This window comes from Desulfobacter sp. (genome assembly GCA_028768525.1).
In the GTDB taxonomy this organism is placed as follows: domain Bacteria; phylum Desulfobacterota; class Desulfobacteria; order Desulfobacterales; family Desulfobacteraceae; genus Desulfobacter.
This window is the reverse complement of the sequence record CP054837.1, coordinates 1,214,888-1,229,530: the sequence shown is the minus strand read 5'-3', so window position 1 is coordinate 1,229,530 and position 14,643 is coordinate 1,214,888. Positions and strand designations below refer to the sequence as shown.

13 protein-coding genes are annotated in these 14,643 nt (G+C 54.8%); 12 read left to right on the top strand and 1 reads right to left on the bottom strand.

Going from position 1 to position 14,643, the window contains the following annotated elements; genetic code table 11:
* The first annotated feature begins 436 nt into the window (after positions 1–436).
* The 7 genes from HUN04_05640 to HUN04_05610 are packed head-to-tail and all read left to right on the top strand — an operon-like array spanning position 437 to position 8,208.
* Positions 437–2,533, top strand: a complete 2,097-nt coding sequence (locus HUN04_05640; GenBank protein ID WDP89240.1) for a TonB-dependent receptor — start codon at positions 437–439, stop codon at positions 2,531–2,533.
* Entirely contained in the window at positions 2,530–4,095 is a 1,566-nt protein-coding gene (locus HUN04_05635) for an ABC transporter substrate-binding protein (GenBank protein WDP89239.1), read from the top strand. The genes HUN04_05640 and HUN04_05635 overlap by 4 nt, the downstream gene beginning before the upstream one ends.
* A complete protein-coding gene (locus tag HUN04_05630) occupies positions 4,092–4,982 on the top strand; it encodes a methyltransferase domain-containing protein (protein WDP89238.1) in 891 nt (296 codons plus the stop codon). Before HUN04_05635 ends, HUN04_05630 begins: the two co-directional genes overlap by 4 nt.
* Complete coding sequence (locus HUN04_05625) at positions 4,979–5,932, top strand: ABC transporter permease (GenBank protein ID WDP89237.1); 954 nt, start codon at positions 4,979–4,981, stop codon at positions 5,930–5,932. The genes HUN04_05630 and HUN04_05625 overlap by 4 nt, the downstream gene beginning before the upstream one ends.
* A complete protein-coding gene (locus tag HUN04_05620; protein WDP89236.1) occupies positions 5,929–6,744 on the top strand; it encodes an ABC transporter permease subunit in 816 nt (271 codons plus the stop codon). The genes HUN04_05625 and HUN04_05620 overlap by 4 nt, the downstream gene beginning before the upstream one ends.
* A complete protein-coding gene (locus HUN04_05615) occupies positions 6,737–7,537 on the top strand; it encodes an ABC transporter ATP-binding protein (GenBank protein ID WDP89235.1) in 801 nt (266 codons plus the stop codon). The genes HUN04_05620 and HUN04_05615 overlap by 8 nt, the downstream gene beginning before the upstream one ends.
* Positions 7,534–8,208 (top strand): ABC transporter ATP-binding protein, encoded by a 675-nt coding sequence (locus HUN04_05610; GenBank protein WDP89234.1) that lies wholly within the window; start codon positions 7,534–7,536, stop codon positions 8,206–8,208. The genes HUN04_05615 and HUN04_05610 overlap by 4 nt, the downstream gene beginning before the upstream one ends.
* Before the next feature lie 145 nt (positions 8,209–8,353).
* Here HUN04_05610 and HUN04_05605 read toward each other — a convergent pair whose 3' ends face one another.
* Positions 8,354–8,557, bottom strand: coding sequence for a hypothetical protein (locus tag HUN04_05605; protein ID WDP89233.1), 204 nt, complete (start codon positions 8,555–8,557; stop codon positions 8,354–8,356).
* Positions 8,558–8,773: 216 nt separating this feature from the next.
* Here HUN04_05605 and HUN04_05600 point away from each other — a divergent pair, with 216 nt between their 5' ends.
* The 5 genes from HUN04_05600 to HUN04_05580 all read left to right on the top strand — a co-directional run bounded on the left by HUN04_05600 (position 8,774) and on the right by HUN04_05580 (position 14,634).
* Positions 8,774–9,559, top strand: coding sequence for a glycyl-radical enzyme activating protein (locus HUN04_05600; GenBank protein WDP89232.1), 786 nt, complete (start codon positions 8,774–8,776; stop codon positions 9,557–9,559).
* A 133-nt stretch (positions 9,560–9,692) separates the two neighbouring features.
* Positions 9,693–10,244, top strand: coding sequence for a PadR family transcriptional regulator (locus HUN04_05595; protein WDP89231.1), 552 nt, complete (start codon positions 9,693–9,695; stop codon positions 10,242–10,244).
* Positions 10,241–11,251: an NAD-dependent epimerase/dehydratase family protein gene (locus HUN04_05590; GenBank protein WDP89230.1), complete on the top strand. Its 1,011-nt coding sequence runs from the start codon at positions 10,241–10,243 to the stop codon at positions 11,249–11,251. Before HUN04_05595 ends, HUN04_05590 begins: the two co-directional genes overlap by 4 nt.
* A 60-nt stretch (positions 11,252–11,311) precedes the next feature.
* A complete protein-coding gene (locus tag HUN04_05585) occupies positions 11,312–12,139 on the top strand; it encodes an SDR family NAD(P)-dependent oxidoreductase (GenBank protein WDP89229.1) in 828 nt (275 codons plus the stop codon).
* An 80-nt stretch (positions 12,140–12,219) separates the two neighbouring features.
* Positions 12,220–14,634 (top strand): hypothetical protein, encoded by a 2,415-nt coding sequence (locus HUN04_05580; protein WDP89228.1) that lies wholly within the window; start codon positions 12,220–12,222, stop codon positions 14,632–14,634.
* Positions 14,635–14,643 lie beyond the last annotated feature (9 nt).

Sequence of the window (14,643 nt, the reverse complement as noted above, 5' to 3'; positions counted from 1 at the left end):
GGCCGGGCCACCCGAGATCGGCTGTTCGACCTTCACCGGTGTATCTTCTTTGCATGTTCACGTATTCAACTATTAAATAGTGCCTTAAAACGGGCGGACTGAAAATCCAATTCTCTGGATCCGGTTCGATTGGGGGCCTCAATATCAAATTCGTCTTTGGCGTCTTTGCCAAAATAGAAACCTCTTGACTTTTTATATCTGGTTATATACGACACTTCGAAAAAGGCGGCTGAAGCCGCTGATCAAATCTCAGGTACAGCAAAATGCACATCTTTTGTTCTACTTTGAATTCTTAGAGTCGCAGACTAATCCTTGTGGCCATGAAGGTCCAGAAACACCCTTAAACCGGGGAATGGGCATTCATGGCCTTTTTCATATGTATGCCTTCATCCCTCAATTGATGTTGATCTGGAAGCTGAAAAAGGAGAAGAGGAAAATGAAAAAGAGTTGTTGGCCGCTGTGGTCAGGCGTTATACTTATTCTGGCTCAAGTCCTGATCTACCCGGCATGGGCGGAAAAAGACCAAAATAAAGTAAATCAGATTGAAGAAATTACGGTTACGGCCACCAAAACAAGTGTGGCACAGGAATTGTCTCCGGTGACATCATACAGCGTGGACCGTGAGGACCTGGATTGCCAGCCGTCCTATTACATGAACAATTTTGGCGAATTTATCCGGGATCTGCCCGGTGTCAGTGTCGGGCAGTATTACCCTTGGGGCCCGCCTTGGATACAATTGAGGGGCACCGGTCACTTTCTGCAGCGTACCGCCTACCTTATCGACGGGATTCCGGTTCATGCCTTTTTATCTCCGGCAATAAACCCCAACGATATTGAGCAGGTGGATGTGGTTTTAGGCCCCTCATCCGCCCTCTACGGCCCCAGTGCGGCCGGAGGTGCGGTGAATATCCTTACCCGCAGCGGCACGGCCCATGAAGGCATCAGCGCCCAGGTCGCTTACGGCGAAAACAACACTTTTAAGCCCAGCCTTTCCATCGGAGATGCAAAAGATAATTTGACCTACCGGTTTTCCTATTCCGGGGAGATATCCGACGGCTATCAGATGAAACCCGTGGACGGAATGATAGAATTGTCCAAACTGGGTAAACCCCAGTATATAAGGGGATCCTCAGTTGAAGACAATGACTATAGTTACCAATGGCTCAGTGGGAAGCTGGAGTGGGATAACCACAAAGACACGACGCTGTCCCTGGCGCTGAATTATATGGACCGGTATCTCTATGGGGGCCAGGAAAATGCCATCACAAACGATCACGGCGATACCGTGGTGTCCAACCTGAGGCTGAGCCACCAATTTACCGAGCAGGTGAAATTGACGGCAACCACCGGGTACCAGTACCAGTCCATTCCCTCCCAGTCCAATGGAGGGGCAAGCCTTGTGGGCGGCGTGATAGTGGTAAATGATGCCATTACTACAATTGAAGATTGGGATCGCAAACGGATCCCCTTTGAACTGCAGGGCGACTTCAATATTCTGCCCAACAACGTGCTTACCGCCGGTGTGTATTTTGCCAGGGAGGAAGAAACCTCGTATGATTACGACCCTGACGGAACTCAGACCTACCGCTATGAATTGACTACGGACCAGTCAGCCCTGTACCTCCAGGACCAGATGTTTTTCATGGATGACCGGTTAAGCCTCTTGGGCGGGCTTAGGTATGACAAGTGGGAGTACAAGGATATCTATGATTCCGGTTCTTCCAACAGCACTCCGGACGATGTTAGCAAAGACACCGTCACTTACAGGGGCGGTGTCAAATTCCGGGTCAACGACATCCTGGCGCTGCACTCCTCTGCCGGTACGGCCTTCTGGCCCGGCAATCCCAAATGGCTGTTCCAAAATAAAAACACCGGCCCCACCTGGCGGGAAGCCAATACCGACCTGGAACCCGAAGAAACCTGGATGGTTGATCTGGGGGCTGACATCACACTGCCCCAGTGGAACACCCTGATCAAGGTTACGGCTTACCACGGTATTATTGAAAATATCATGGCATACACCTATGAGGATAATACCCCTCTATCCACCACCCTGATCAAAACGAGAAATATCGGAGAGGCGGAAATCAACGGTGTTGAAATTTTCCTTAAACAGCCCATTACCCGGCACCTGGCATTTACCGGATCGCTGACCCTGAACGATTCGGAAATCACCAAGGACGACACAAATCCTGACAATGTTGGTAACCAGTTGAGAAATTCCCCGGACTACTTCGGCAGCCTGGGGCTCAGATACCTGAACGCTCAATTGTTTAACTGGGAAGTGCTGTACCGGTTTTCAGGCAGCCGGTATTACACGGATAACAACGAAGACTTGCCCTATTTTCACATGAAAGCTTATGAAACACTTGATGTAAAGGTCTGGAAGGACTGGGCACTGTCAGAAAAGGTGACCCTAAGTACCCAGGTTTCCGCCGTGAACCTGCTGGATGAGGATTATGCCACCGAGATTGTCTATGTCAATCCCGGCCGGTATGTGGAATGCATGATGGGGGTCAGGTACGCATTTTGAATTTGAAAAGTGTATCCTCAATCACCCTGAACCTTTGGAACCGGTGCCTGATTTTTCTGGCACCGGCCATGATCTGGATGGTCCTGGCACCTGGTTTCTCCCTGGCCGGGGCCATCCAGGCCCGGGAAGACACCCTGATTATCGGGGTGGGTCGGGATTTTCTGGACGGCCCGGCCAGCCGTACCTATCTTCACGGTTCCACCCATACCTGGGAGGCTCTGACCTATCTGGATGACAACCTGAACGCCTGCCCATGGCTGGCCCGGTCCTGGGAAGCAGAAGAGCAGTACCGGACCTGGATTTTTCATCTGCGGGACAATGTTCGGTTCCATGACAATACGCCTTTGACCGCAGAACTTGCCAGGCAGTCGATTCTTCGCACGGCATCCAGTCCGCGCTATGATCCTTCCGGTGTTTATAAAAATCTGGATAGACTGGAAGCCCGGGGCCGGCTGGACCTCGTCTTTCATCTAAAAAAGCCGAATCCGTCCTTCCCAAACAGGGTGTCCTATTACCAGAGCCCCATACTCCACCCAAAGGATTTTGAACCGGACGGCCGTCTTAAAACCGTGACTGGCACCGGTCCCTTTTACCTGCACCGGGCCGTTCCAGGAGACCGCATTTCCCTTAAAGCCTTTGACGGATACTGGGGGAACAGACCCCATTTTAGGCGGGTGGTTTTCAGGAACCTGGTCGATGCCCAGACCCGGGCCATGGCTCTGATGGCCAAGGAGGTGGATGCCGTTGCCGATGTGGGTGCTATTTTACCCCAGCAGGTTGAGACCCTTAAGGATGTGAAAGGCCTGGTTCTGGAATCCGTTGAAGTGGCCACCACCCATTATCTGGTGTTCAACTGTTGGAAAAAACCGTTTATTGATCATTCTGCCCGGCAGTGGCTGGCCTCCATCATTGACCGGAAAAACATTGTCAATGCACTTGTTTCAGGATGCGGCCGTGTGGCAAAAGATCCGTTCACGCCCCTTGCAAAAGACTGGTGTTTCGGACACCTCAACGACGACTGGCATCCGGTTAAAATGCCTGAAAAAGGGACAGTGGACATTCTGCTCCATGCCGGTACCGTAGAGCGCTGGCCCTATCTGGATATTGCCCAGTTTATCCAAATGCAACTGGGCCAATATGGATTTGCTGCAGCCATCCATATCCGGGAACCGGGGGCGTACTATAAGGAAATGAAAGAGGGCAAATTCAACCTGGCCCTGCAGCCCAATACCCTGATGACAGGCGAGCCTGATTTTTTCTATGCTTATTATCTGGCCTCTGACGGTCCGAGAAGCTACGGGTGTGCCTGTGACAAAGCCGATGCGCTCATTGCCCAAGGAAGGCACGGCACCTCCAGGGCCGCGCAGAAGAATATCTACCGTCGCCTGTCAGAATATTTCACCAGGAATCTGCCTTTGCTGCCCCTGTACCATGATATTTCATTCTATGCCTATACCGACCGGCTGGCATATTTTGGCATGGACCATAATTTCAGGCCCCTGCTGGTTGAGGCAAAGCCGGCGGCAGTGTCCACACTCAAAAAGAGGAGCGCTGAACAATGACGTCAGATGCTTTGGACGATACTGCTGAAAATGCGGACTGGGGCGTCCGCTGGAAGGCGTTTGAAAGAAAATCCTTTTTAAAACAGAGCCAGGTTGAATCCCCTGAGAAATGGCAACAATTTTATGACAAGGTTTCTGATCTATGGGAACATATGGCCGGGATCAATCTGGCCTGTGCCCGTGAAATGGCCGCGGTTTTGGCTCTCCATGGCCTCTGTCAGGAACAAGATGCCATTCTTGAAATCGGCTGCGGCCCGGGAAACCTTTCCATTGCACTGGCCGGGCAGGGCGGCCGGGTCACGGCCATGGATAACTCCCGGGGCATGATCCGGTTATTGGAAGACAAAATTCAGACTCGCGGTATTTCCGGGATTAAGCCGCTGGTTGCTGACTGGAACAGCCTTGATTCCACGCCGGAGCACGACCTGATTGTGGCGGCATTTTTCCCAGAGGCCTGCAGTCCCCAAGGAATTTTACGCCTGGAAAAATTGGCTAAGCGCGCCTGTGTGCTGGTGCTGGGAAACGGGGTTGCCGCCTTTCCTTTTTACCGGCAAATATGGACAAAGGTCATGGACATCCCCCTTCCTGCCTCAACAAATCATCTGACCTGTGCCCGGAATTTTTTAAAACAGACGGGCAGGTCCCCCCAGGTGTACGACTTGAGCCTGCCGGCTGTGCTGGATATCGAATTCCACCGGGCCCGGGAATACTTTAGATCCTATTTTGGGATGTTCGGGTGTTCCGGGCCGCATATGGACAAGACCATTGACGATGTGCTCAGCCCTTATGTGGAAAAACATCATATTTGTCTTAAAGGAGAGTTCGGCGCTGCCATGGTCTGCTGGCATCCCCCCAATGGGTCGCCCAATCACAGGAGTATGAAATGAGGACAGCCCCCAACTGGATTAAACGCATGGTTTATACCGGCTTTGTCCTCTGGGGCGTCAGCCTGGGCACCTTTGTCCTGTTTACCTTAAGCCCGGGTGATCCGGCAGAGATCATTCTGTCCAGCCAGAGCCAGGCGCCGGGCCGGGAACAGATTGAGAAACTGCGGCATTCCCTGGCACTGGACCGGCACTGGACAATTCAGTACCTGCATTGGATGGGCAGAATATCTACCGGAGATTTTGGCCTAAGCTGGCAGACGGGCCGTCCGGTTACACAGGAGATGGCCCATTGTCTGCCGCCGACCCTGGAATTGGCCCTGGCCGCCTTTGTGATGGCGGTGGTGTTATCCAGTGCCGGAGGCATGCTGTCTGCCGTGTTCAGGCATAGGTTCGTGGATCATTTGATTTCCGCCCTTACGATTGTGTCTTCTGCCATGCCCCCATTCTGGCTGGGGATTATGCTTGCCTGGCTTATATCCCTTAAACTGGGGCTTTTGCCGGTCAGCGGACAGGGATCTTTTGCCCATGTCATCCTGCCCGCATTTTCACTGGCACTGGGCCTTGGGCTGCTCCAGGGCAGCATGCTGCGCTCGGCCCTGATCAGAACCATGGATGCCGATTTTATACGTTTTGCCCGGACCCGGGGGCTTGGATCATTGAAAATATTTTTCCGGCATATTCTACCCCATGCTCTGGTGCCCATGATTTCCTTGTGGGGAGTGTGCCTGGGCCAGCTTCTGGGCGGTACTATGATCGTGGAATCTGTTTTTGCCAGGCCGGGCCTGGGTCGACTGACGGTTCAGGCCGTTCTGGCCAGGGATATTCCCATGGTCCAGGCCCTTGTCCTGCTGATCTGTCTGGTCTTTGTGGGTGTCAACGGGCTGACAGACTTTGTTCACTGGCGGCTGGATCCCCAGGTGAGGAAAAATCAAATGGGGGCCAGCCTGTGAAAAAAGACCTGCATCTGATTCCCGGCCAAACCGGTTTCAGCCTTTTGTTCTGTCTTTCTATCGGGGGCTCAGCCTTGCTGGCCCCCTGGATTGCCCCCAATGATCCCCTGGCCGCAGATCTTGCCCTTCGGCTGACATCACCCTGCGCAGAATACCCTTTTGGAACGGACCAGCTTGGAAGATGTGTCCTGTCCCGCATAATCTGGGGACTGCGCCTGTCACTGAGCGGTGCACTTGCCGCATCCGGACTGGCTGTGGGAGTTGGGGCAATGATCGGCATCGGGGCGGCCCTGGCCAAGGGCTGGGTTGAAGTTTCATTAAGAGCGGTGATTGATATGGGGCTGGCCATGCCGGGTCTGATCCTGGCCATTGTCTTTGCCGGGCTTGCCGGGGGGACCATGCAGGGGCTGATTATCGGTCTGGCAGCGGCCAATTGGCCCTGGTGGGCACGCCTGATTCGGGGCCTTGCCCTGTCAGCCGCCCAAAAGGAATTTGTCCTTGCCGGCAGGACCGCCGGATTAAAACCGTCAAGAATAGTTCTTGCCTATATCCTGCCCCAGTTTAAGAATCCCGTGCTTGCCGGCGCCGCTTTGAAAACCGGGAGAATGATCCTGGCCTTTGCCGGGCTGAGCTATCTTGGGCTTGGGCCGCCCCCGCCGGCACCAGAGTTGGGCCGAATGCTCCAGGAAGCCGGGATCTATATGGCCCGGGCCCCCTGGCTGGTTTTAGCGCCGGGTATTTCCATTACCATGGTGGTTGGGGCCTTGAATGTGGCAGGAAAAGCATTCCAAAAGGAATTCCAGGATGTCTGACCCTGCTCTTCTGACAGTTCAGAATCTAAGCGTTGGAACACCCGGCGGAATTTCCGGCGAGACCTTGGTTGAAAATATCAGCTTTCGGCTGAACCGGGGGGAGGTAATGGCCATTACCGGCCAAAGCGGATCTGGAAAGACGTTGACCGCCATGGCCCTGGCCGGTATCCTGCCTGCGCCGCTGGCGGTCTGCAGCGGAAAGGTCCGGTTTATGGGGAATCCGGTTTCTCCGGAGAAAGGGGCACAAAAATTTCTGGTTTCCGGCCGGGACATCATGATGCTGTTTCAAAGTCCGTCCAGGGCCCTGGATCCCTGGGTCAAAATCGGCACCCATCTGGCCGACGCCATTCAGGCTGCCCGGCCAGTCCGGAGGGAAAAGCTTAAAGAGACAGCAGTCCATGCCCTGGAAAAGGCCGGGATGGATGCAGAAGCCTTTGACCGTTACCCGTTTGAACTCAGCGGGGGCCAGCGCCAGCGCTGTCTGATGGCCCTGGCCCTGGCAATTAAACCCCGCATCCTCATTGCCGATGAGCCTGCCACAGGACAGGATGACATGAATAAAGCCCTTGTCATCGAAATTATCCAGGATTTGACTAAAAATGAGGGGACAGCCGTTATTCTTATTTCCCACGACTTGAGGGGACTGCAGGGCCTGGCGAAGCATCTGGCGGTCATTTACAAGGGCAGGCAAATAGAGGCCGGCCCGGTCCGGAATATCATTGAAAATCCCTTCCATTCCCACACCCGGGAACTGGTCAGGGCCATGAAATTCATTGAAGGCGGAGGCCGATGAACTCCCATCTTCTATATTTGGACGGTATCAGCAAGGCCTATGCAGACCGGGGGCCTGAAGCAGTATCCTTGCTGTCGAATTTTTGCCTTGGCATAAAGCCCGGAGAGGCAGTCGGCCTGTCGGGACCCAGCGGTATCGGAAAAAGCACCATTGCACGCATTATTCTGGGCGTAGAACCGCCTGATGCCGGCCAGATTTTTTGGAAAGGGCGGCCGGTTGCCAATCAAAAAAAACGTCCCGGCCGAAAGTTTTACCGCAGGGTGCAGATGGTATGGCAGGATCCCTTTGTTTATCTCAATCCTTTTTTACCGGTTCGCACCTCAATCATGGAACCCATGACCGCCTTTGGCATGGGATCGAACCGGTACCGGCATAATCGGGCGGACAAGCTGATGCAGGCCATGGGCCTTGACCCGGTTCTGGGGCAATACCGCCCGGGGATGCTCTCCGGCGGGCAATGCCAGCGCGCCGCCATTGCAAGGGCGCTTTCGGTTTCGCCTGATCTGCTTATCTGTGATGAAGCCCTCTGCGGCCTGGATTTGCCTTTGCAGGTGGATATCATGGAACATCTGACATCCATACGGGAACAATCCGGTATGGCCTTGCTTTTTATCTCCCATGACCCGGACTGTACGTCCCGAATGTGCACCAGGATCATAACCTTAATGTAGGGCCGTGTCAGGATAGGGATGTTTGACCATCCCGTTTTTAGCATGGGGCGGATATGGAGGGGCGTAATAATGCAGTTTCCGATCCGGTAAATGCCAGGATAATCTGATTCTATTAGACATCTGATTATTCACCGTGCCGGTCGTTTTACCAAACCGCGCGGTAAAATAAGGCGTACAAACCAGCGATGCCTGGACCTGCCCGTTCAAATCCTGGTTCATAACGTTTTGTCAGCCCAAAAGTTTCATAATTATTCAGCCTGATCGGTTTTGCTGAGTTTTTATCATCCGTAATCGTTTTTACATTGGGGAACGACTCCTGTAAGTCATCCATGAAGTAGCGCGTTTCCATTTTGCCCTTGGGATTCAATGAGGTTCAGGGTTAAAAATGCACTCATTGTATTGGTGTCTATTTTTTTGAATTACCCGGGATTGACCCGGCGGAGAAAAAAGGCTAAAGCGTCGGATAATCAAATTTCTTATTTTAAGGGGGAGGCATTTCTTTGGGCTTCAGCAAAATGGCCCCTCCCCAAACACCGCCCACGGCGGATCAGGAGGATCGAGGCCTATGACTGATTTTGCTCCGGACATATTCAGAATTCAGCGGTACAGCATCCACGACGGCCCGGGCATCCGGACCACCATTTTTTTCCAGGGCTGTCCCCTTTTCTGTGCCTGGTGCCACAATCCGGAAAGCCAGCCCATGCCGGGCAAAGGCAAGACCCGGGCGGGGGAGGGCGGCCGGGCTGGAGAAAAATACCAGGGCCTTGTCAGGGATCTTGTTCGGGAAATTGAAAAGGATGCGGTTTATTTTGAGGAATCCGGGGGAGGGGTCACTTTTTCAGGGGGAGAGCCCCTTGTCCGGCCCGGTCTTTTAACGGCCCTGGTGGCTGCCTTCAGGGATCGCGGGATTCACACCTGCCTGGACACCAGCGGTTACGCCCCTTTTGCCGTCCTGGGGCCGGTGGCCGGAGCCGTCGATCTGGTACTATACGATATCAAAGTGGTGGATGAATCCAGAGCCAGGGCACTGACCGGCAGATCCCCGGGGGTGATCCTGAAGAACCTTGAACGGCTCAGTGGCCAAAATATTCCCCTTTTGCTCAGGTTTCCACTTATTCCGGGCATGACAGATACCCGTGAGAATCTTGGGGGGATTGCGGATTTTCTTATTCGCCGTACACGTTATAGACAGATTCACCTTCTTCCCTTTCATAACACCGGGGCGCGAAAATATGCCGATCTGGGACTTAAAAATCCCATGGAGAAAGCGTCTCCTCCCGGCGCAGACCGGATCCGGGCCGTTGCCCGGGTATTTGAAGAAAAAGGATTATCCCCCATTATCGGCGGATAGCCGCGTTTCTGCTGCCTTAGTCATTTTTTTATTTTTTTACTTGACCCGGGGAATTTTCACTTATATATAGTTTTAATATATACTTTCTATATATTAAAAATTCATATAAGCCCTTGAGATCAAGGAGATGTCCATGTCCCTCAAATACGCCATCCTCGGCCTGCTGCACTACGAAGATATGCACGGGTACAGAATCAAGGAACATATAGAAAAAAATTTCGGCCATATGTGGTCCGTGAACTACGGCCAGATTTACCCCAACCTTAAGAAATTGGAGCAGGAAGGCCTGGTCTCCATGGGCGAATCCATCCAGAACGGCAGGAAGGGACCGCCCAAAAAACTCTATTCTCTCACGGACCAGGGGAAAACCGTTTTCAGGGAATGGCTGGAATCCTCTCCCGAAAAGAGCATGCTTCTTCGAGATCCCTTTTTAATGCGTTTTGTCTTTTTCGGGTTCGGTGACAAGGACAGGGCTCTGGAATTGCTTGACGAACAGATCCGATCCTACGAAGACCAGCTGGTTCTCCGCCGGAGGAACCAGGAAAAGTGGCGGTCAAAGGATATTTTCGTTAACCAGGTGGCGGACCTGGGAATCAAAATGAACCTGATGTATCTGGAATGGCTGAAATCGTCCAGGCAGGAAATAGATGAACTCCAAAGTGCACCTGAACAGGAGGAAATATGAAACTCACCGGCATTTCCCTTGTGACCGGCGCTGCCGGATTCATGGGCAGCCATGTGGTGGAGTACCTGGCCCGCCAGGGGGTCAGGGTAAGGGCGACGGCCCGGCCCGGAAAAGACCTTACCTTTTTCAATGACCTGGGGGTGGAATTTGTGGGGGCGGACCTCACCGATCCCCAAAGCCTTGTTCCTCTGTTTGAGGGCGGTGTTGACCGGGTCTTCCATCTGGGGGCGGTCTGCAATCTTTCCACCCCCTATGAGAAACTTTATCCGGTCAATGTGCAGGGGGTGGCGGCCATCACCCGGCTGGCCCTGGAAAAGGGGGTCAAAAGCTTTATCCATGTAACCTCCACCAGTGTTTACGGATACTACCAGGGCATCCCCTACCGGGAAACCGATGAGCGGCATCCGGAAAACGATTACGGTAAAAGCAAGCGGGACGGTGAGGATGTGGTGTTCAAACGGATGGAAGAGGGGCTGCCTGCGGTGATTGTAAGGCCCTGCACCGTTTACGGGCCCAGATGCGCCGATGGCGCCGGCAAGGCATTTTCACGGCCGACAAATATTTCGGCCATTCCGGGCTCGGGCCGGCAGCGTCTGTCCAACATCCGGGCCGAGGATGTGGCCAAGGCCCTTTATTTTCTGTCGGAAAAAGAGGGGTGCATAGGACAGATTTATAATATCTGCGAGGATTCCCACCCCACCCTGGCCCAGGCCCTGACCCTGGCCGCCGACACCTTCGGCACCCTCCGCCCCCGGGTCCGGCTCCCCCTGTTCCTGGTCAAGGCCCTGGCCCGGATCCAGGGTTTTGCCGCCCGGATGAAGGGCCGGATCCCGGATCTGGAATACGAGGCCGTCAAATATTTATACCAGGACTATATTGTGGACAACGCCAAGCTGAAAGCCACCGGTTTCACCATGGACTACCCGGATTTTGAGGGCTCCATGGCCCAACTTAAGGCGGCGCAGCTTGAAGTGCGGCCCGGGGAGATGGAGGCGGCACACGGATAACCCCGGCGGTTATCCCCGATATAAGATTACAAAAAAAACAATAATTTAAGGAGGCAGATCATGAAGCAGGTTGTCGTCATCACTGGCCTGGCCCAGGGCATGGGCCGGCAGGTGGCCGAAATGCTGGCCCGGTCCGGAGACAGTATCGCAGGGTTTGATATGAACCAGGAAGATCTTGAAAGCCTGGGCCGGGAGCTTGACCGGTTGGGCGCTGACCACCTCCTTGAACAGATTAATATCCTGGACCGGGACAGGGTCAGGGAATTCAAGGACCGGGTGCTTGAACGGTTCGGCCGGGTGGATACGGTATTATCCAATATCGGCATCGGCTTCTTCGGCCCCTTTGAGGAGGTGGACCTGGACCGGGCGGCACAATGCCTGGATATCAATGTCATGGGGACGGCCGCAGTCTTCCAGGCCTTTATCCCGGCCATGCGTAGCCAGGGCAAGGGGAAGCTTGTGGCCATGTCCTCCCTGGTGGGCCAGATCCCCTTCCCATTTGAGTCGGTGTACACGGCAACCAAATTCGCCATAGAGGGCATGGTCCAGGCCATCCGTATGGAGGTCAAGCCCTTCGGCATACAGGTGGCCCTCATCGAACCGGCCCAGGTTTCCACGGCATTCGCCTCAAAAATCCATACCCTTCCGCCGGAAGCCTCGGTTTACAGGGAGCGGGCCGGCCGGTTTATCTCCCGGGACAACGAATTGATCAAAGACGCCACCACACCCGAGGCCGCAGCCCGGCGGATATATAAGGTTCTTAAGGCGAAAAAGCCAAAACTCCACAACCAGGTGGATTTCATGAGCACCTTTTTTCTTTTTCTCAACAAGGTGCTTCCGGGCCCCATACGGGACCATATTCTTCTCAGTCATATGAATATCAAGTAAGTGCTGTTGCGGCCCTGTTTTAAGGGACGCCTTGGACATAACCCTGCCCGCCGAGGCGGGCCGTCAAAAGGGAGATTCCTATGAAGGCCGAATCTTTGCCTGCATCCACCCAGCGGGTGGCGCGGATCCGGGAGCGGATCATCAACGCGCCCCAGGAAGTCTGTGTGGAACGGGCTCGATACATCACCGGATCCATGGCGCGACACTGGGATGCCCATCCCCTGACACGCATGAGCCGGGCATTTGGAGAGATCCTGAACCAGATCCGGGTCGTCATCCGGGAGGACGAACTCATTGTGGGGTGCAGGACCGCCAAACTCAAGGGCGCCCCCCTGTTTCCGGAAAACAAGAACCGCTGGATCCGGGGGGATGTGGACAATTTTGACCGCCGCCAGGTCCAGCGGGCCCTGATCACCCCGGAAGAAAAAGAGGAACTGAAAAACAGGATTCTGCCCTTCTGGGAAGGCCGGTCCGTGGAGGATATTTTCGAGCAGCGGCTGGACCCGGACGTGGCAGGGGACATGGACAAGTATATTTTCACCTTCATGCTCCAGATCACCTATGGGATCGGCCATTTTACCATGGACCACACCCGGGTACTCTCCAGGGGACTTTCCGGAATGATAGCGGATGCCCGGCAGCACCTGGATGCCCTGGCCCTAGATGATAAGTGTCAAGATGAAAAGCCCGGGGAAAAATCAGGGGAAAAAGGGATCTTTTACCGGGCAGCCATCCGGTCCATGGAAGGGGTCTGCCGCTTTGCCGGCAGGTATGCCCGCACCGCCCGGGAAATGGCTGGAGCAGAAAAAAATCCCGTCCGGAGGGCCGAACTGGAACGGGTTGCAGACATCTGCGCCAGGGTGCCGGAGTATCCGGCCGAAAGTTTCCATGAGGCGGTCCAGTCCGTTTATTTTATCCATCTTGCGGCCCAGATTGAAACCGGGGGCAATTCCGTCTCCCTGGGCCGGCTGGACCAGATCCTTTATCCCTATTATCAGGCGGACATTGAGGCCGGCAGGATCACAGAGGATTCGGCCCGGGAATTGATCTGCCTGCTCTTTCTCAAGCTTAACGAAATCTGGAATGTCCTGGAAGAGGCCTACATCCCGGGGGGCGAAGGCACCGAGGGAAAGACCACCCAGAACGTGACCGTGGGCGGGGTCGGCCGCGACGGCCGGGACGCCGCCAACGGCCTGAGCCATGTGATCCTGGACGCCTACGCATCCATCCGGACGGTCCAGCCCAATTTCGGGGTCCGCCTGGGCCCGGATACCGGCCAATCCCCCCCCATGGGAGGCCTGTTCAAAAAGGCGGCCCAGTACGCCAGGGAGGGGGTGCTCCTCCATTTTTTCAATGACCGGACCATTGTCAGCACCCTGGTCAAGGGGGGACATACCCTGGAAGACGCCCGGGATTACGGGGTGGTGGGCTGCCTGGAGCCCAATGCCCAGGGTAAAACCTTCGGGTCCACCTTTGCGGTCCAGTTTAATCTGATGAAATGCCTGGAACTGGCCCTGAGCAACGGGGTGGACAATATCTTCGGATATCTGTCCGGCCCTGAGACCGGTGTTCCGGAAACCCTTTCCGACTTTGACCGGGTATTTGATGCCTATGATGCCCAGGTGTCCCACTTCATCGGCCAGATGGTGAAGGGCATCTTTTGCCTGGACCAGACCATTGCCGATATCCTGCCCTCTCCCTTTGCCTCGTCCATGATCCAGGGGCCCATGGACAAGGGGATGGACCTGACCCGGGGCGGGGCCGTCTACAATGCCACCGGGGTCCAGTTCATGGGGTTTTCCAATACGGCGGACAGCCTTTTTGCCCTTAAGAGGGCCGTGTTCGAGGAAAAACGGTTCACCCTGGAAGAACTCTCCCAATGGCTGGCAGAAGACTGGACCGATGCCGAAGACAAAAGGGAATTCCTGTTGAGTCAGGTTCCCAAATACGGCAACGACCATGGGGACGCCGATGCCATGGCGGCTAAGGTAGCGGACCACCTGGCCCTGGCCCTCGAGGGCCGGAAACATTATAGGGGCGGGGCCTTCTGGCCGGGGATATTTTCCGTGGGTTTCCATATCACCATGGGCGCGTTTACCGGGGCCTCCCCCGACGGCCGCTGGGCCGGGGACATCCTGGGCAACGGGATCACCCCCTCCAACGGCGTCACCTTTGAAGGCCCCACCGCCCTGATGAATTCGGTCACCAAGCTGCCCCTGGACCGGATATACAACGGGGCCAACCTGAACATGCGCTTTGACGGCAAGTCCGTGGACCCGGATCTGTTCTGTGCCCTGATCCGGGCCTATTTCCGCAGAGGCGGGGCCCAGGTCCAGTTTAATATGGTCAACAAGGAAACCCTCTGCCATGCCCGGGACAATCCTGAACTCTACCCGGACCTGGTGGTCCGGATTTCAGGGTATTCGGCCCTGTTCACCAAGCTCAGCGACATCGCCCAGGAAGAGATCATCAACCGGTTCGAATTCAGTTTCTAAAGGCTGCAA

What these genes read in the sequence shown, in the direction of transcription:
- HUN04_05600 (WDP89232.1), top strand. Translation starts at nt 8,774, where the DNA reads ATGACTGATTTTGCTCCGGACATATTCAGAATTCAGCGGTACAGCATC.
- HUN04_05580 (WDP89228.1), top strand. Translation starts at nt 12,220, where the DNA reads ATGAAGGCCGAATCTTTGCCTGCATCCACCCAGCGGGTGGCGCGGATC.
- HUN04_05585 (WDP89229.1), top strand. Translation starts at nt 11,312, where the DNA reads ATGAAGCAGGTTGTCGTCATCACTGGCCTGGCCCAGGGCATGGGCCGG.
- HUN04_05625 (WDP89237.1), top strand. Translation starts at nt 4,979, where the DNA reads ATGAGGACAGCCCCCAACTGGATTAAACGCATGGTTTATACCGGCTTT.
- HUN04_05640 (WDP89240.1), top strand. Translation starts at nt 437, where the DNA reads ATGAAAAAGAGTTGTTGGCCGCTGTGGTCAGGCGTTATACTTATTCTG.
- HUN04_05590 (WDP89230.1), top strand. Translation starts at nt 10,241, where the DNA reads ATGAAACTCACCGGCATTTCCCTTGTGACCGGCGCTGCCGGATTCATG.
- HUN04_05615 (WDP89235.1), top strand. Translation starts at nt 6,737, where the DNA reads ATGTCTGACCCTGCTCTTCTGACAGTTCAGAATCTAAGCGTTGGAACA.
- HUN04_05605 (WDP89233.1), bottom strand. Translation starts at nt 8,557, where the DNA reads ATGGAAACGCGCTACTTCATGGATGACTTACAGGAGTCGTTCCCCAAT.
- HUN04_05595 (WDP89231.1), top strand. Translation starts at nt 9,693, where the DNA reads ATGTCCCTCAAATACGCCATCCTCGGCCTGCTGCACTACGAAGATATG.
- HUN04_05610 (WDP89234.1), top strand. Translation starts at nt 7,534, where the DNA reads ATGAACTCCCATCTTCTATATTTGGACGGTATCAGCAAGGCCTATGCA.
- HUN04_05630 (WDP89238.1), top strand. Translation starts at nt 4,092, where the DNA reads ATGACGTCAGATGCTTTGGACGATACTGCTGAAAATGCGGACTGGGGC.